Here is a 16,637-nt window from a genome sequence, read left to right on the forward strand (position 1 = left end):
ATCCGCACGACAGACGCGGACTTCGTACAGCAAGGAGACACGCATGGAACGAATCGTGACCGCAAGCATCGCGACATGGCGCCGGGTTCTGATCGCGGCGGCATGTGTGGCGGGACTCTGCGCCGCTCAGACGGCGCAGGCCGCCGATGCCGCTCCGACGTTCAGCGACTGGGGCTGGCCGATGCCCCGCGAGCAGGTGTCGCAGAAGTCCGTGCAATGGCTGAAGGACAAGGGCTGGTGGCCGCTGTCGATCGCGTATCAGGCGCCGTGGTCGGGGCAGAACGCGGTCAACATCGTCATGGACAAGCAGGGCTTCCTCAAGGATCGCGGCCTCGAAACGAAGGTGCAGGCGTTCGCTTCGGGGCCGGAGATCAACGAAGTGCTCGTGTCCGGGCGCTTTCAGGTGGGCAGCGGCGGCAACTTTCCGTTTTCGTCGCTGCTCGACAAGAAGATTCCCGTGAAGGCGATCGCGATCGAAAGCCCGAACCTGCTGCATGCGCTCGTCGTGCCGCCGGATTCGAAGATCAGATCGTTCAAGGATCTGAAGGGAAGCAACCCGCCCGCCGCGCTCGGCATCGTGACGGGCTCGTCGGCGGAGTTCTACGTGCAGATGGCCGCGATGGTCAACGACGTGAAGATCGGCCGTGACGTGATCCTCAAGAACATGACGCCCGGCGACCAGATGGCGATGCCCGAAGGACTCGCGGGTGTGGTGTCGTGGGACCCGACGGTCGCGATGATCACCGAGCAGCGCAAGAACGGCCGCGTCGCGGATTCGATCTTTCCCTACAACATGTACGAAGGCCAGTTCTACGTGCGCGACGAACTAGTTCAGAACGTGCCCGACGTGGTGCAGGCGCTCTGCGATGCGTTCGTCGAAGCGACGCTCTGGATTCGCCTGCATCCCGAGCAGACCGCCGACCTGATGGCGCAGGTGCCGCAACTCAAGAGCTATTCGAAGCCGATCCTGCTCGATCAGGTGAAGCGCTACAACAACGCCTACAAGCCGAGCTACGTGTATCCGAACGCGCAGTTCTGGGGGCAGGTGAACTCGGTCGTGTTCCGCTGGCTGCATGAACACGGACGCATCGTGCGGCCGCTGAGCGCAGACGATTTCGTCGCGGCGGTCGATACGCGCTTCATGCAGAAGACCTTCGACAAGCTCGGCTGGACCGTGCCCAAAGCGCCGCCGTTCGTGCCGGCCGGCTGGACGGGCGATCCGGCGAAGATTCCCTATCCGTCGTATCTCGACGTGCAGAGCATGAAGGCGCCGCAGCCGTTCCCGGAAAAGGGCGATCTCGTTCGGCCCTGGACCTTCGACAAGAAGACCTGGACGCCGTGAGCGTGGATCGAGCACGCATCGGACCGTAACCGTCGAGGACATCATCGATTCATAGCCCATGACGCAGCCATGAAAGGAGACACCGTGGACGTGACGACGATCGAACCTGCGAGTGCCCGGAGCGCCGCGCGCGCGGGGCTCACGAAACGAACGTGGCTCGGCCGCGCGTTGCGCAAGCTGCGCGGGCTCACGCTGCTGTTCGTGCTGATCGCCGCGTGGCAGTATTCGAGCACCCAGCTTCTCGACGACACCACGCGCAATCTTCTGCCCGCGCCGAGCGCGGTGCTCGCGGCGGCGTGGCAACTCATCGAGTCGGGCGATCTGATCCACAACCTCATCGACAGCGTGCGCCGCGAGCTGGTCGCCTTCGTCTGGGCGTGCGCGGCCATTCCGCTCGGCATCGCGATGAGCTGGTGGCCGCTCGTCGAGGAACAGGTCGATCCGATCGTCGAAATCCTGCGGCCCGTGCCGCCGCTCGCATGGATTCCGCTGTCGATTCTCTGGTTTGGCATCGGCAACGCGCAGAACGAATTCATCATCTTTCTCGGCATCTTCTTTCCGATCCTGCTCAACACGATCACCGGCGTGAAGGGCATCGAGCCGAATCTGATTCGCGCCGCGCGCTGTCTCGGCGCGAGCGAGGCGTCGATCCTAACGAGCGTGGTGTTTCGGGCCGCGCTGCCGCAGATCCTGACGGGCGTGCGCATCGGGCTTGGCGTCGGCTGGATGGCGCTCGTCGCGGCGGAACTGGTCGGCGCGATCTCCGGCCTCGGCTTCATGATCAACGACGCGCGCAGCGTCCTGCGCACCGATTCGATCATCGTCGGCATGGCGACGATCGGGCTCGTCGGCCTCGCGATGGACGGCGCGTTGCGACTGCTGGTGCGGCGTCTGTTGCCGTGGTCGCGCGCGGCCGGTCACTAGGGTCCACAAGGAGTACATGCGATGGGATCAGTCTGCGTGAAGGGCGTGAGCAAGGTGTACGCGTCCGGACACCGGCGCGGCGGCGACGTGCTCGCGCTCGACAACGCGAGCTTCGAGGTGAGCGATCGCGAGTTCTGCTCGATCCTAGGCCACAGCGGCTGCGGCAAGACGACGATGCTCAACCTGCTCGCGGGCTTCGAGACGCCGACGGCCGGCGAACTGCTCGTCGATGGCGAGCGCGTCGCGCGACCAACCTGGCGGCGCACTGTCGTGTTCCAGGACTACGCGCTCTTTCCGTGGATGACGGTGCGCGACAACGTCGCGTTCGGGCTGCGCATGAAAAAGGTGCCGGGCGTGGAGCGCGAGCAGATCGTCGCAAGGCAGTTGCGGCTCGTCGGCCTCGACGGCTTTGCCGGGCACTATCCGCATCAGCTTTCGGGCGGCATGCGGCAGCGCGTATCGATTGCACGCGCGCTCGCCGTCGATCCCGAAGTCCTGCTGATGGACGAGCCGTTCGCCGCGCTCGACGCGCAGAACCGCGCCGCGATGCAGCAGGAACTGGGACGTCTGCTCGCCGAAAGCGAGGCAGAGGCGCGCAAGACGATGATCCTCGTGACGCACAGCATCGACGAAGCCATTCTGCTTTCGGACCGGATCATCGTGCTGACGCGCAGGCCCGGGCGCATCAAGGCGGATATCGAAGTGAAGCTGGCGCGCCCGCGCGACGAATCCGACGACGGCTACATACGGCTCAAGCGTCATCTGCGCGATCTGATTCACGATGAAGCGAGCGTTTCATGACGGCCTGCCCACATCGGACGCGGGAACGATGCGTCACACTCGACGTTGTTCGAACTCACTGACGCGGGGAACATGACGATGGAGACCATCGATACACGGCTCGACGGACGCACGGTGCTCGTGACGGGCGCGGCTCGCGGCATCGGTCTGCGCATTGCGCAGCTCTGCGCGGCGCAGGGCGCGACGGTGTGCATCGCCGATCTCGATGCCGATGCCGCGATGCAGAGCGCCGCCGCGCTGGGACAAGGCGCGTCGGGCATCGGGCTCGATGTGAGCGATAGCGACGCCGTCGCGGGCGCGGTCGCGCGTATCGTCGATGAGCACGGCGGCATCGATGTGCTCGTGAACAGCGCGGGCCTTCTCGCTCAAGGCCCGTTCGAGACGACCAGCGCCGCCGCCTTCGACCGGCTCATGGCGGTGAACGTCGGCGGCGTATTTCATTGCGTGCAGGCCGTCGCACAGCACATGAAGCGGCAGGAGCGCGGCGCGGTGGTCAATATCGCGTCGGTGTCGGCGATGCGCGGCGGCGGTTCCGTCGGCAATGTCTGGTACGGCGCAAGCAAGGCGGCGGTGGTCGCCATCACGCAGGGGCTCGCGCGCGAGCTCGGGCCGTTCAACGTGCGCGTCAATGCGGTCGCGCCCGCGCTCGTCGAAACAGACATGGTCCGCGACATCCTCAAGCCCGACGTGAAGACCCGGGTGCTGACGCGTTTTCCGCTCGGCCGGCTCGCCACTGTCGACGATGTAGCGCGCGCGGCGCTCTTCCTCGCATCCGATGCGGCCGCGTTCATCACGGGCGAAACGCTCGCGGTGGACGGCGGCTTCCTCAAGAGCTGACGTCATGCCGACGCCGGGCTTCGTCGTCATCGCCTTCGCCGCCGCCGTCGCCGGCGGCTTCGTGCGCGGGGCGAGCGGCTTCGGCGGGTCGCTCGTCATGATGCCGCTGCTTTCGCTGATGACGAGCCCGAAGTTCATCGTCGCGCCCGTGCTTCTCCTCGAAGCGTTCGCGGTGCTGCCGGTGCTGCGGCATTTCATCGGCCGCGCGCAGTGGCGCGTCGTCATGCCCATTTGTATCGCCGCTTTCGTCGCGTTGCCGTTTGGCGCATGGGCGCTCGTCAACGCGGATCAGTCGCTGATCCGACGCGCCATCGGCGTGCTCGTCCTCGTGTTCTCGCTGGCGTTGCTCGCGGGCGTGCGTCACAAGGCGCAGCCGCGCGTGCCGACGTCGATCGCGCTCGGACTCCTGAGCGGTGCGCTGCTCGGCGGCACCGGCATCGGCGGGCCGCCCGTCATCCTGTATCTGCTGTCGAGTTCCGCGCCGAGCGTCGATACGCGCGCGAACCTGATGATCACCGTGATGGCGATGTCGGTCGCCGCCCTCATCGTGCTGTGGATGCGCGGCGCCTTCATGATCGACGGCCCGATGCCGCTGTGGATTCTCGCGCCCGGCTATCTGTTCGGCATCCTCGCGGGCATGCGTCTTTTCGGTTTGATCGACGAGCGCCGTTTCAGGCGAGCGACGCTCGGTTTTCTGGTGGTCGTTTCAGTGGTGACGCTCGCTGTCTGAGGCCGTGTGCGCGGCCCAATGCGCATATCCAGCGCCATTCGATTCCCCGGCAGAGGGAACGCGGGGCATAAAGGAGGCATGATGCAAGGCGATCAGGGCAACTCTGTGTGGCGCGTGGCGCTTGCGAGCGTCATCGGCACGACGGTCGAGTGGTACGACTTCTTTCTCTACGGCGTAATCGCGGGGATCGTGCTGAACAAGCTCTATTTTCCGACGGGCGACCCGCTGGTCTCCACCATGCTCGCGTACGTGACCTTCCTCGTGGGCTTCGTCGCGCGCCCGCTCGGCGGCGTGATCTTCGGCCACTTCGGCGACAAGATCGGGCGCAAGAGCATGCTCGTCATCACGCTCGTGATCATGGGCGTGGCGACCGCGGCGATCGGGCTCGTGCCCACGTATGCGCAGATCGGCATCTGGGCGCCGGTTCTGCTGCTGCTTCTGCGCGTGCTGCAGGGCATCGGGCTGGGTGGAGAGTGGGGCGGCTCGGTGCTGATGGCCTTCGAGTATGCGCCGCCCGACAAGCGCGGCTTTTATGCGAGCCTGCCGCAGATGGGCGTGTCCATCGGATTGTGCGGCGCGTCCGGCCTCGTCGCGCTGTTGTCGCAGACGCTCACCGAGGCGCAGTTTCTCGCGTGGGGCTGGCGCATTGCCTTCGGCGCATCGGTCATTCTGATCGCAATCGGCCTGTGGATCCGGCTGAAGATCATGGAGACGCCCGAGTTCCAGGCAGTGAAGGATCGCGGCGATGAGGTCAAGCTACCGATCGCCACGCTGATGTCGAAGTTTCGCCGGCAGGTCATGCTGGGGCTCGGCATCCGCTATATCGAAGGCGTGTTCTTCAATCTGTTCGCGGTGTTCGCGATCGCCTATCTGACGCAGGAACTGAAGCTCACGCGCACCGATGCGCTTGTCGGCGTGATGGCCGCCGCGCTCGTCATGTGCTTCTTCATTCCGTTGTTCGGAAGCCTTTCGGACCGCTTCGGCCGCGCGCGCACCTTCTTCTGGGGCTCGCTGATTTGCGGCGCATCGGTATTCCCCGCGTTCTGGCTGATGTCGAGCCCCGTGAACGTGCTCGCAGTGTGGCTCGCGATCGTCATCCCGTTCGGCATCTTCTACGCGATGATCTACGGCCCCGAGGCCGCGCTCTTTTCGGAGCTGTTCGATCCGCACGTGCGTTACACGGGCATCTCGTTCGTGTATCAGTTCTCGGGGATTTTTGCGAGCGGACTGACGCCGATCATCGCGACAGTTCTCCTCAAGTTCAACGGCGGTCAGCCCTGGCTTGTTTGCGCCTACGTCGTGTTCGCGGCGCTCGTCTCGGCACTCTGCGTGGCCAGCATCAAGCATTCCTCCGACGAGCCGGAGATCGTGGCGAAATGGGCGGCCAAATGAGTCAGGCGATCGCGGATGGCGTGGTCTTGCCGGCGAGGCCGATGCCTTCGGCTTCATGCCGTCTCCGCACCGCGCGCGACCAGAAATTCATCCAATCGACTTCGCTGAAAGGGCCGATTAAAGATGCACCTGTTCAGCTCGATGTCCCGCCCATGTAGAACTCGTCGCGGTTGGTGCCCGTGGTGCGAACGCATATCGGAGAGCGGTAGAGCGGCTCTGCGTACTTCGTGCCTGGTAGCTGGTCACGGATCTTCATGAAGAGCGGCGACAGCCCGTTGTCGAGCCACGCGCCCCAGATCGCATCGTGATGGTCGGGCAAGTAGAGTTTCGGCTTGAAGAGTTGCAGATGCTGGAACGTGTAGCCCAACTGTGTTTCGGCGATCGGGTGCGGGGTCCACGGAAAGATGCCGACGTCCACACCGGGCGCGACGATCTGCGCGAGCTGATTCTCTTCCGGACTTGGGTTGCTCACGCTGTCGAACCATACGATGCGAAAACCGTTGGGGAACGTGAACGTAAAGCCCATCGTGCCCTGTGTGATGATGTTCGGATCGTTCGAGCCGCGGGCCGCGACCGCGTCGTGCTGTTGTTGTTCGGCAGCCGTGAGGGGCGGTGCATCCAGTGCGTAGAGCGCCGCAAGCTGCGTCGTGAGTCCGGCCTCGATCGTGCTGTGAATGATATGCGTCGGACTGATCGTTATATCGCCATAGGTGAACTTTTCCGTGTTGTCGCCTTTGACCGTCACGGTCTGCGATGCGGGCACGCCTAGCACCTGCGCCTCTTGCGTCGTGATGGCCGAGCCGATGACCTGTGCTTTCGTTTGAGCGGCCACTGCGGCCACATCGCTGATGTGGTCCGAGTGCGCGTGCCCGATCAATATGACGTTGGCCCGTGTCACTTGCGATACCGTGAAGCCCACCGATGGAGTACGCGCCGGGCGGTCGTAATAGGTGTCCATAACAATCACGACACCGTGATAGGCGAGTTCGTAGTTGGCAGTGCCGAGCCAGCGCAGAACGGCGGTATCGCCTTGCGGCAAGGGGCCGCCTTGCGAAGCGGGCGTGAGGCTCTGACATGCCGGATCGGAAGCAAGCGGCGCGTCGGCGGCGTTCGCGGGCGACATGCCGGAGTCATCGCTGTGACATGCAGCGACGGTCAATAGGACACCGAAGGTAAGAGCGGTTGCAGCGAGTGTTCGTAGAAGGCCAGCCGTCCGCATAGTGTGTCTCCAGGGAAGGATCACTGACGAGGAATCGGAGCAATGCAAGGCAGCTTTTAGCGGATGTTAGGCGCGGCGTAATGAAGTGTCTATGTGCTTCGCACCATTTGTCGCGGAAGATGGCCGATGCGTTGGCAACACGTCACGTGGGCGTCACCTGTTGGTCGTGGACGGCTCAGGCACCGTTCCTCATGTCAGTATTGCCGGTTGATGTCTCTCGGACAGGTAAATTCGCAGGGTGCCGACGCTCGCGCGCGTTCGTCGCGGTAGTCGAGGCGGATACGTTCTCCACTGCGGCGCAACGGCTCGAAGTCGGCCCACCGGCCGTGTCGAATCGATCGCGCAACTCGAAGAGCATCTCAACGCACGACTGCTGCTGCGCTCGACGCGAGCCTTGACGCTGACCGAGGCCGGACAGCGCTTCTACGAACACGCACGGTTAACAATCGAGGAGGCCGATCGCGCGGAGCATTCCGTGCGCGAATCGTCGGCGGGGTTGACAGGCCGGCTGCGCTTCGGCGCTGCCGTGATCGTCGTCAGTCATCCATGCTATTGCGAGCGGTTCCCGTCCACTAAGCGGATGTAGTGTTCAAGCGCAGCTAGCTTGGATGACCGAACCGCTTCGTTAGCTGCCCTTTGAATCGCTAAGAATCGAACGTCGGAAAAGGGTGTGCGCCGTGAAAAGGTGGCGCTTTCCAGCGGGTGCAAGCCCCGCCCGGCAACCGCTCCAGCCGGAAGCAACCGGAGCAGCTATGGAGGCAACGAAGTGGCTGAAGCCTTCGGGATGCGTGTCACGAATTGGTGACGGCGCGAGTGTGCAGGCCGTAACGCGAGTGAACGCCGAGCAAACCTCGAAAATGTCGATGCGCAGGCCGACCCGAACACCCTATCGGGGAAGGCTGATACGACTGGATGGTTGAGCGAAGCAGTGCCGCCAGTCGCTGCGCCGGGGTAGTGGCGACAGCATGTACACAAGGAAAGCGTACGCAACACGGGAAGTCCCTTGGCGTGGTCAGGGATGACCAACCGGACGCCCGTGAGGGACAGGCCGGGCACCTTGGGATGACGGAGAGGCCCGTACTACCGCTGAAGCCGGTGTAATGCTGGTGGAGGAAAGGGGCCTCAGTTCAAGACAGACGCAATACGTAGTGAGGACGTGGAGATTGGGCAACCTATTAACTCCGATTCGTGTTCAGAAGCTGCAGATGGCGTTACACGCGAAAGCGAAGGCAGAAGCCGGGTATCGCTTCTACGCGCTGTACGACAAGATCTACCGTGAGGATGTGCTGGCGCATGCGTACGCCCAGTGTCGCTCGAACAGGGGCGCGCCGGGTGTCGATCGGCAAGACTTCGCGGAGATCGAAGCATACGGGGTGCAGAAGTGGCTCGGTGAACTGGCGCTTGCACTCAGGCAGGAGAGTTACCGGCCGGACCCTATCAGAAGAGTGTTTATCCCGAAGGCCAATGGCAAGCTGAGGCCACTGGGCATCTCGACCTTGCGTGATCGGGTGTGCATGACGGCAGCGATGCTGGTGCTCGAACCGATCTTCGAAGCGGACCTTCCGCCGGAGCAATACGCTTACCGTCCGGGTCGCAACGCCCAGCAGGCGGTGATCGAGGTGGAGGAACGGCTGCATCGAGGGCAAACGGACGTCGCTGACGCGGACTTGGCGGACTACTTCGGAAGCATTCCACACGCCGAATTGATGCTGTCGCTTACACGACGCATCGTTGATCGGCGCGTACTGCATCTGATCCGGATGTGGCTGGAATGCCCCGTGGAAGAAACCGATATCCGAGGCCGGAAGAAGCGGACGACGGAGGCCAAAGATAGCCGGCGAGGTATCCCACAGGGCTCACCCATCTCACCACTGCTGGCGAATGTGTACATGCGTCGGTTTGTGCTGGCATGGAAGAAGCTCGGACTTCAGCGCAGCCTTGGCAGTCGAATTGTGACCTACGCGGACGATCTCGTAATCCTGTGCAAACGAGGCAAGGCTGACGAGGCGTTGCTGAAACTGCGCGAGATCATGGGCAAACTGAAGCTGACCGTCAATGAGGAGAAGACACGCATTTGCAAGGTGCCGGAAGGAAAATTCGACTTCCTGGGTTACACGTTTGGACGGCTGTACTCTGCGGTGACTGGGCAGGCCCGTATGGGCATGCGTCCGTCAAAGAAGAGTATCGGTCGCATGGTCGAAAAGATTCATGCGCTGACCGCCCTCAAGACGGTATGGCAAGAGACCACGGAGCTGGTAGGCAAGTTGAACCGCACGTTGCGCGGCTGGGCGAACTACTTCAAGGTAGGCACGGACAGACCCGCATATCGGGCGCTCGACAACTACACCGCTGCGCGGTTGCGTCGGTGGTTACGCAACAAGTACAAAGCCAGGCGAAGCAGGCGCGGGGGCTATCCACGCCCGCACCTTTATAAGCACTTCGGTCTTGTGCGCCTGACGGGGCCTTGGGTGTAACGTGCCGTGTACGAAGGCGTGATGTCTTGTCCGAGAGCCGGATGCGGGAGATCTGCATGTCCGGTTCGATGACCGGGGTGTGGAAACGGGGCTACGGCGACGTTAATTGGGCACCGCCAACCGAAAGGGGCGGCAACAGACAAACCGAACCTAACGCTACCGCGCCACATCTCGACTCTACCGGTCTGTGTCACACGCACGACCTACGATGACACGGCCGGTGGACGCGTCCACGAAAGGAGCTTTCAACAACGGTTCGATTGCGTCGGTCGAGGCGCTCGGTTGGCTGACGAGTGCAGATACGAGACTTGCCTCCAGCATGTTCGCGGGTTTCATACGGCCGCGACGCAGTCGATTTCAATGTCGAAACGGCCAGGCCGTGCCGGCACATTGATGAAGATGCGCGCTGGAGGGCGCGGCCCGAAAAACCGTGCGTAGATCTCGTTGACCACTGAGAACATCTCGACCGACGTGCAATACACATTGCATTTCAGTACCTGGTCTAAGGACGATCCGGCCGTCTCGACGCAAAGCTTTAACTGCTCGAGCACGCGTCGCGTCTGTTGTTCGATCGGCGCATCGAGCACTTCCCCCGTATTTCGATCGAAAGGCGGAAAGCCCGATACATAGATCGTGTCCCGATGGCGCGTGACAGCGGACGTCGGTGCTTTCCACCGTTCGAGCCACGTGGATAGCGGTTCTACTCGAATGATTTCGCGAGCCATGGCATGCTCTCTTGAAGAATTGATGGTCGAAATCCTCAGGCATTGCCGAGGAATAGGGCGTTCAGTTGCGCGCCCGGCGCGGCGCCTTCGAATCCGTCGAAGCGTCCGTCGGCGAGAGCCTGCGCGGCGCGCATGAAGCCGCTCCACGCCGCGCGCGCAAGTCCACCGCCGACGCTCACCCGCCGCACGCCGAGCGCGCTCAGGTCGTGAAGCGTAAAGGCTGATGTCCCGCCGATCAGTACATTCACGGGTTTCGGTGCTACGGCGACGACAACCGCTTCAATTTGCTCACGCGTCTGGATGCCGGGCGCGTACAGGCAGTCGGCGCCCGCCGCCGCATATGCCTTGAGGCGCGCCAGCGTATCGTCGAGATCGGGTACCCCGACGAAGAAATTTTCGGCGCGACCGATCAGCATTGTGTCACCGCCGCTTCCGTCGATCGCGCTGCGCGCTGCTTCGAGGCGCGCCACTGCCACGTCAATCGGGAATAGCGGCGCCGAGGAATCGCCAGTGGAATCTTCGATCGACAAGCCGGCCACCCCGGTCGCGATTGCAAGCTCGACACTCTCCGCCACGGCTGCCGGATCGGCACCGAAGCCGTTCTCGAAGTCGGCGTTGACGGGCAGGTCGGTCGCGTCGACCATCTCGCGCAGATGCCCGAGAATGATGTCGCGTTCGATGTGGTTGTCGGCGCGACCGGTCGACCATGCGAAGCCCGAACTCGTCGTCGCGATCGCTTTGAAACCGAGGCTCGCAAGATAGCGGGCGCTGCCCGCGTCCCAGGGGTTTGGCAGCGCGAAGCAGCCGGACGAATGTAGTGCGCGAAATGCAGCGCGTTTTTCTGCAGCGGTGCGGGGCATGATCGGCTCCGGAAGCGTTGTCGAGATCCTGTGCTCAGACAATTTCCACGTCGACGACGGGAAAATCGATCTCGGTGTCGAAGACGTTATTGATGAAGTTCGTCAGCATGAACTGCGCACTGAGCGCGATGATCTCGACGATGTTCGCATCGGTGTAGCCCGCGGCGCGCACCGCGTCGAGATCGCTGTCGGCGACCTTGCCGCGCGTACGCATGAGGGTTCGGGCGAACGCGACCGCTGAGCGACGCGCGGCGATTCGGATTGCCCCTGACGATTGAGCGCGACTTCTTCGTCGAAAAGGCCGGCGAAACGGGTGGCGACGTAGGTGTGCGCGCTCAGGCAGTATTGACATTCGTTGACCTGCGAAACAGCGAGTGCGACACCGTCGCGTGTTTTCACGTCGAGCGTTTTCGCAAGCGAGGCTTGCAGGCCGGCCCATCCGTTCAGGGCGAACGGGCTTTGCGCCATCACGCGGAACAGATTGGGCGTGAGCTTCAACTGCTTCGAAATGGCGTCGACAACGACTTTGGATTCGGCGGGAATGTTTTGCGGAATAGCGATGCGGCTCATGGCGATGCTCCTGTGTCCGATTGGTCGCTGCGGGAATCCTGTGTTCCTGCATTGAGATGCAGTCTAGGAGCGGCCGCTTTGCACAGGGTCCTGCAAAGGTGCGCAAAAGTCCGTATGCGCTGTCAGGCCGTCGGCGCCTTGACTCGGAACTCGGCAGGAAAAGCGCCGTAAACGTCTCGAAACGCTCGCACGAAAGCGCCGCGGCTCGCATAGCCGGCGTTGCGTGCCACTTGATCCAGCGGAAGATTGCCGGCGCGAAGTTGGGCGGCAGCCTGACGCATGCGGATGTCGCGCAGCACTTGCATCGGCGACAGGCCGAGCGCCGCCGAAAAGCGCGCCATGAAGGCCGAGCGGCTGAGGCATGCGGTCTGCGCAAGGGTTTCGACGGTGTGAGGCGCCGAAGGGCGCGCGGTCATGTCTGCGAACGCGCGTGCGATCTGGGAGTCGCCAAGCAACGCGAATCGCTCCATCCACAGCGCGCTCGTTTTCAGCGAGCGACGCACGAGCGCGACGATCACCTGTTTGAGCAGTGCGCCGGACATCGCGCCCGCGCCGATCTCCTGGGAGATCAATTCATCGAATGCGGTCAGGAGGTAAGTGTCGAGGCGATCGGATGCATCGAAATGCTCGACAATAGGCGTGGATAAGTGCTCGAAGAGATCGATCGACGCTCCGAAGGCCGCGTTGAAATAGCCGCAAATCATCACGGTCATCGGCTCCGTCGAGCCGGCGCGGAAGCGGCTGATCGAATCGACGAGGCGCTTGTGCTCGCGCCCGGAAACGACCGTGGGCGCGATGCCCGCACCGTGCACTGGAACTTCGAGCCTCAACGGATGGCGTGGCGGCACGATCAGCAGCGTGTGCGGCGACAGCTTCACGCCGGGCGCTCCGTCGATATGCAGCAGGCCCACGCCGGACAGAATGTAATGGATGCCTGGCGCATCGTTGCCATCGAGCTCGAGAATGAAGCCTTCGCTCACGAGACATTCGGACAATCCGAGAACGCGAAGTTCGAGCAGGGTGATTAACTCATCGAGATCGGTGAGCGAGAGTCTTGCGGAGGAGGATGGCGTCAAGGGTGGCATTCGTTGGCGAGCCAATGAAAGTCGAGTGCGCTCTTGATTCTGTAGCTCATTCTCGCACGTTATCACGACGCGAGCCGTCTCCACATGCGACCACTGAACACCACGCGTGCTTGCATCGATTCAATGCCCACGTGAACTGCGCGGACTGATCGAATGCGGCTTGTTGCGGCGACAACCCGACATTCGACTGCCACAGGGTAATGGCTGCTTCCGCGCGTGCAAAAGACATCTGTCATCTGTTGCGACTGCGGCGTTTCTCCCGACTGGCAAGGGGCGTTACAGACCCGGCCGTTCGTCATCATTTATTGCATGATGAAGCCGCCGTCGACGGAAATGGACTGCCCGGTCACGTAGCTCGACGCTTCGCTGCACAGCCACAAGACGACATCGGCGATTTCCTCCGGACTTCCGTGACGGCCCATCGGGATACTGGCTGTCATGGCCTCAAGGGCTGCCCCCTGGCCACCGGCGACCATCTGGTCTGCCATGGGAGTCCAGATCAGACCGCGGCAGACCGCATTGACCCGGATTCCCCGTGCTGCATATTCCAGCGCCGCGCTCTTCGTAAGCCCGATCACTCCATGCTTCGCCGCGTGATAGGTGCCTCGCTCTGCACCGCCTACGAGGCCGCCGAGCGACGAGCAGTTGACGATTGCGCCGCTGCCTTGCCTTCGCATCTGTTGCAACTCAAGCTTCATGCAACTCCAAACACCGCGCAGATTAATCGACATCACGCGGTCGTAGTCGTATCGCGGAGAATCGGCAGTTTCAGCAAGGACATTCTGCACGCCGGCGTTGTTGTAGGCGATATCCAGCCTCCCGAAGGTCGACACAGGTTGCGCAACCATCGCCTCTACCTGCGCATCGTCAGCCACGTCGCAACGCACAGCCAGAACCGCGCAACCTTGGGACTTCAACTCGGCTGCCGCTGATTCCACCGCCGCACTATCCCAGTCTGCCAGGACGACTGATGCGCCCGACAAAGCAAAGGCCTTCGCCGTCGCAAGGCCAAGCCCGGAGGCCGCACCCGTGACGAGTGCGACCTTGTTCTCAAAAGATATATTCACAGTAAGTTCTCTCGACCTCGTACAGGTACGGTCCCGAGTGAGGCTATGCGCCGCTTTCGCGGCTATTGCTGATGGCGTACAAGAAGCTGCGCCGTTCGCCGGAAATCATGATGGGCGTGCTACCCGATCAACCGCCTACATGTCGGCCTTCGACCGGATAGTTTGGATCCGTATAACCAGGCGTCGACGCATGGCCAGGAGGAACCAGACTGTCGACGAATTTTTCGTCTTCCGGGCCCAGTTGCAACGACAGCGCGTCCACGTAACTGTCTCAATGCGCTTCCGTGCGTGGCCCCGCGATAGCGGAACTATTACTGTGTCATAAAATACATGGCATTCCGAAACATAGTAGGTAAGATACTCATCCGAACCAGACAGGGTGAAGCCTTTGAACGCGAAACCAGAATCGAAGTCCTTGAATTGTCAACGCGCCAGTGCGCCAGAAAAGCCGGAAAGTGAAACCGCCTTCGCGCCGGTAGCGCTCAGCGTGCCCCATCATCCGACCCGCCCCCCTGCACCTCGCGGGCGATTTTACGAGGCGAGTGATAAATGTTGCAATAAGGTTTTCTCGCTTCGCTCTCTCGACCCCGCTTCCGATCTGCATCTGTTTCATCGGTGGCAAAACAACTCACGTGTCGCAGAGTTCTGGAATGAACAAGGGGATCTGAACCATCATCGGACTTATCTGCAATCCTTGCAGGACGATCCTCATTCGTTTGCGGCAATTGGTTATATCGACGATGTCGCTTGTGCTTACTTCGAGATCTACTGGACCTTGGAAGACAGATTAGGACCCCACTACGACTCCGCCCCACATGATCGTGGCTTCCGCATTCTCATCGGCGAAGATTCTCATGCCGGAAAGGGCTTCGGATCCTCATGGGTTAGGGCAGTTAGCCACGCTATTTTCCTGTCCGACCCGAAGACTCGGAGAATCTACTGCGAGCCCAATGCGAAGAATGCCGCGCTAATCGCTTCAGCACGGAAAGTTGGCTACGAGGTTTTGAAGGAGTTCGATTTTCCGCACAAGAGAGCCGCACTCCTAGAATGCACCAGACAGCGGTTCTTCTCGTAGTTTCTGACAGTGCATATCGCCGACACGCTGATGCGGTTCGATGCAAACGACCGCGCTTGAAGCGATCCTTTCCGGAAAGGATCGCCATCCGACCGAGATTGGCAGCTAGCGGCCTATCTCGCCGGGTAGCCTCGCCTCAATGCTCGGTCTACAACCCCAGCTTACCGAGGCTGGCTGCCAGACCAAGGCGCGCTGTGCGCCACTTCGAAACGGCCAGCACGCGCTGCTTTTGTGCGTCGGCCAGTACTGTCTGTGTATTCAACAATTCGGTGAACGTGCCGACGCCTTCCTTGTAGCGACCGCGTGCAATGTCGAGTGCGCTTTGCGCGTCTGCGACGAGATACTGCGAGTTGGCGAGGTTCGCCGAATCGGTTCGCACGCTCTGATAGTTTTTCCACACGTCCAATGACACTTGCAGCTCGGTGTCGTGCAGTACGGCTTCCTCCGCGTCGGCCTGTGCCTGCGCCTGCGCGACACGATAGCCGGATGCGAAGCCTTCGAACAGAGGGATGGTCAATTGGATGCCGATTGTGCTTCCGCGGCTTCCGGTGATAGGAACCGACTGCGGTTGCTGTTGGTACGAGGGGTTGTTCTGCGCGAGGCTACCGGCAAGTGAGATTGTCGGTCGTCCCACGGCGCGCGCAGCTACGAGCTTGGGTCGGCGCCGCTTCGCTTCTTCGATCAGCTGGTCCACGTCCGTATTGAACGTGCCGGAAACGTCTATCACTGGCTCCTGCGGTCCGATCCGTATGTGCGCGTTGGCTTCCAGTCCGATCGCGACCGCGAGCGCTCCCGTCGCTGCACGCTCGTCGCCCTCGGCGCTGACGCGGTCGAGCACGGCGCGTCGATAACTGGTCCGTGCCTGCAGTTCGTCGGCGAGCGTGCCCACGCCCGCCGCGTGCTTCGCGCTGCTTTCAGCTAGGCTTTCCTGCGCGATCCCTTCAGTGCGCTGCGCAGCTTCGAGCGACGCCCGCGCATCGCGTAGCGCATAGAACGCCCGCGCTGCGTTGAAGAACACGGTCTGGAGCGTGTCGTCCTCCGTCGCGTTCGCGGCTGCAAGCAGCGCGCGCGCCTGCCGCCGCGCGGCGTCGCGTTTGTCAAAATCGACGAGCACCCAGCTCAGAGTCAGCATGCCATATTTGCTCGACGTATTCTGCGATTTGCTGTGCAAGCCGCTTCCGAACACCGTATCGCCGTATGTAGTCGACAGCGTATCGCGCTCGACACCCACATTGCCATTGATCACTGGCAAATAGGCCGCGTCAGCGACACCGACAGCGGCCGCCTGCGCGCGCGTTTCCGCCCATGCTTGCCGTGCCTGCGGATTCGCGCACACAGCCTGCAAAATTGCATCGCCCAGTTCGAGCGGGCGGCCCGGCTGCGCCGGACGGCATGCCACGCCGTCCAGCATCCGAGCAGCGGGCGCGTCCGCCACGCTGCTGCGTGTCTGGAACACATCGAGTGTCTGGGCGTCGACAGGGCATCCGCAAGCGAGCGCCGCAGCCGCAATGACGAGCACAGAAAATTGCTCCACTC

General features: G+C 62.3%; 14 protein-coding genes and 3 pseudogenes. 9 read left to right on the top strand and 8 right to left on the bottom strand.

Annotated features, from left to right (window positions below):
- The first annotated feature begins 43 nt into the window (after positions 1 to 43).
- The 6 genes from IAG25_RS35925 to IAG25_RS35950 all read left to right on the top strand — a co-directional run bounded on the left by IAG25_RS35925 (position 44) and on the right by IAG25_RS35950 (position 6,026).
- The gene (locus IAG25_RS35925) at positions 44 to 1,342 is read left to right on the top strand and encodes an ABC transporter substrate-binding protein (protein WP_187609097.1); all 1,299 of its coding nucleotides are present in this window, start codon (positions 44 to 46) and stop codon (positions 1,340 to 1,342) included.
- Between the two features lie 69 nt (positions 1,343 to 1,411).
- Entirely contained in the window at positions 1,412 to 2,266 is an 855-nt protein-coding gene (locus tag IAG25_RS35930) for an ABC transporter permease (RefSeq protein WP_187609098.1), read from the top strand.
- A 21-nt stretch (positions 2,267 to 2,287) separates the two neighbouring features.
- Positions 2,288 to 3,067, top strand: coding sequence for an ABC transporter ATP-binding protein (locus IAG25_RS35935; protein ID WP_187609099.1), 780 nt, complete (start codon positions 2,288 to 2,290; stop codon positions 3,065 to 3,067).
- A gap of 72 nt (positions 3,068 to 3,139) precedes the next feature.
- A complete protein-coding gene (locus tag IAG25_RS35940) occupies positions 3,140 to 3,904 on the top strand; it encodes an SDR family NAD(P)-dependent oxidoreductase (protein WP_187609100.1) in 765 nt (254 codons plus the stop codon).
- Positions 3,905 to 3,908: 4 nt separating this feature from the next.
- A complete protein-coding gene (locus IAG25_RS35945) occupies positions 3,909 to 4,634 on the top strand; it encodes a sulfite exporter TauE/SafE family protein (RefSeq protein ID WP_187609101.1) in 726 nt (241 codons plus the stop codon).
- A gap of 81 nt (positions 4,635 to 4,715) precedes the next feature.
- Positions 4,716 to 6,026 (top strand): MFS transporter, encoded by a 1,311-nt coding sequence (locus tag IAG25_RS35950; RefSeq protein ID WP_187609128.1) that lies wholly within the window; start codon positions 4,716 to 4,718, stop codon positions 6,024 to 6,026.
- Positions 6,027 to 6,159: 133 nt separating this feature from the next.
- Here IAG25_RS35950 and IAG25_RS35955 read toward each other — a convergent pair whose 3' ends face one another.
- Positions 6,160 to 7,149, bottom strand: a complete 990-nt coding sequence (locus IAG25_RS35955) for an MBL fold metallo-hydrolase (RefSeq protein WP_187609102.1) — start codon at positions 7,147 to 7,149, stop codon at positions 6,160 to 6,162.
- Between the two features lie 296 nt (positions 7,150 to 7,445).
- On the opposite strand from IAG25_RS35955, the pseudogene IAG25_RS35960 reads away from it, so the two are divergent.
- Both IAG25_RS35960 and ltrA read left to right on the top strand, forming a co-directional pair.
- Positions 7,446 to 7,774 (top strand): annotated as a pseudogene (locus IAG25_RS35960) (LysR family transcriptional regulator); the annotation flags it as partial.
- A gap of 571 nt (positions 7,775 to 8,345) precedes the next feature.
- Positions 8,346 to 9,719: a group II intron reverse transcriptase/maturase gene (gene ltrA, locus IAG25_RS35965; RefSeq protein ID WP_222946800.1), complete on the top strand. Its 1,374-nt coding sequence runs from the start codon at positions 8,346 to 8,348 to the stop codon at positions 9,717 to 9,719.
- 332 nt (positions 9,720 to 10,051) lie between these two features.
- Here the strand turns inward: ltrA and IAG25_RS35970 are convergent, their stop codons facing one another.
- The 6 genes and pseudogenes from IAG25_RS35970 to IAG25_RS41770 all read right to left on the bottom strand — a co-directional run.
- The gene (locus tag IAG25_RS35970) at positions 10,052 to 10,444 is read right to left on the bottom strand and encodes a RidA family protein (RefSeq protein WP_187609103.1); all 393 of its coding nucleotides are present in this window, start codon (positions 10,442 to 10,444) and stop codon (positions 10,052 to 10,054) included.
- A gap of 35 nt (positions 10,445 to 10,479) precedes the next feature.
- Positions 10,480 to 11,304 (bottom strand): isocitrate lyase/PEP mutase family protein, encoded by an 825-nt coding sequence (locus tag IAG25_RS35975; protein WP_187609104.1) that lies wholly within the window; start codon positions 11,302 to 11,304, stop codon positions 10,480 to 10,482.
- 34 nt (positions 11,305 to 11,338) lie between these two features.
- A pseudogene (locus IAG25_RS35980) lies at positions 11,339 to 11,874 on the bottom strand (carboxymuconolactone decarboxylase family protein).
- A 122-nt stretch (positions 11,875 to 11,996) separates the two neighbouring features.
- Entirely contained in the window at positions 11,997 to 12,950 is a 954-nt protein-coding gene (locus tag IAG25_RS35985) for an AraC family transcriptional regulator (RefSeq protein ID WP_255504201.1), read from the bottom strand.
- A 311-nt stretch (positions 12,951 to 13,261) separates the two neighbouring features.
- Positions 13,262 to 14,026 carry an SDR family NAD(P)-dependent oxidoreductase gene (locus IAG25_RS35990; RefSeq protein WP_187609106.1) on the bottom strand — a complete coding sequence of 255 codons (765 nt, stop codon included), beginning with the start codon at positions 14,024 to 14,026 and terminating at the stop codon, positions 13,262 to 13,264.
- A 127-nt stretch (positions 14,027 to 14,153) separates the two neighbouring features.
- Positions 14,154 to 14,336, bottom strand: a pseudogene (locus tag IAG25_RS41770) (aldo/keto reductase); the annotation flags it as partial.
- 69 nt (positions 14,337 to 14,405) lie between these two features.
- Between IAG25_RS41770 and IAG25_RS35995 the strand changes: the two are divergent.
- The gene (locus IAG25_RS35995; protein WP_222946801.1) at positions 14,406 to 15,101 is read left to right on the top strand and encodes a GNAT family N-acetyltransferase; all 696 of its coding nucleotides are present in this window, start codon (positions 14,406 to 14,408) and stop codon (positions 15,099 to 15,101) included.
- Positions 15,102 to 15,249: 148 nt separating this feature from the next.
- On the opposite strand, the gene IAG25_RS36000 is transcribed toward IAG25_RS35995, so the two are convergent.
- The gene (locus IAG25_RS36000) at positions 15,250 to 16,635 is read right to left on the bottom strand and encodes a TolC family protein (RefSeq protein WP_375336563.1); all 1,386 of its coding nucleotides are present in this window, start codon (positions 16,633 to 16,635) and stop codon (positions 15,250 to 15,252) included.
- Positions 16,636 to 16,637: the final 2 nt, after the last annotated feature.

The sequence above is a fragment of the Caballeronia sp. EK genome (genome assembly GCF_014384845.1).
Lineage (GTDB): Bacteria > Pseudomonadota > Gammaproteobacteria > Burkholderiales > Burkholderiaceae > Caballeronia > Caballeronia jiangsuensis.

Bases quoted from the DNA above. Each gene is read 5' to 3' on its own strand.
- IAG25_RS35925 (WP_187609097.1), top strand. From the start codon at position 44: ATGGAACGAATCGTGACCGCAAGCATCGCGACATGGCGCCGGGTTCTG.
- IAG25_RS35930 (WP_187609098.1), top strand. From the start codon at position 1,412: ATGAAAGGAGACACCGTGGACGTGACGACGATCGAACCTGCGAGTGCC.
- IAG25_RS35935 (WP_187609099.1), top strand. From the start codon at position 2,288: ATGGGATCAGTCTGCGTGAAGGGCGTGAGCAAGGTGTACGCGTCCGGA.
- IAG25_RS35940 (WP_187609100.1), top strand. From the start codon at position 3,140: ATGACGATGGAGACCATCGATACACGGCTCGACGGACGCACGGTGCTC.
- IAG25_RS35945 (WP_187609101.1), top strand. From the start codon at position 3,909: ATGCCGACGCCGGGCTTCGTCGTCATCGCCTTCGCCGCCGCCGTCGCC.
- IAG25_RS35950 (WP_187609128.1), top strand. From the start codon at position 4,716: ATGCAAGGCGATCAGGGCAACTCTGTGTGGCGCGTGGCGCTTGCGAGC.
- IAG25_RS35955 (WP_187609102.1), bottom strand. From the start codon at position 7,149: ATGTCGCCCGCGAACGCCGCCGACGCGCCGCTTGCTTCCGATCCGGCA.
- ltrA (WP_222946800.1), top strand. From the start codon at position 8,346: ATGCTGGTGGAGGAAAGGGGCCTCAGTTCAAGACAGACGCAATACGTA.
- IAG25_RS35970 (WP_187609103.1), bottom strand. From the start codon at position 10,444: ATGGCTCGCGAAATCATTCGAGTAGAACCGCTATCCACGTGGCTCGAA.
- IAG25_RS35975 (WP_187609104.1), bottom strand. From the start codon at position 11,304: ATGCCCCGCACCGCTGCAGAAAAACGCGCTGCATTTCGCGCACTACAT.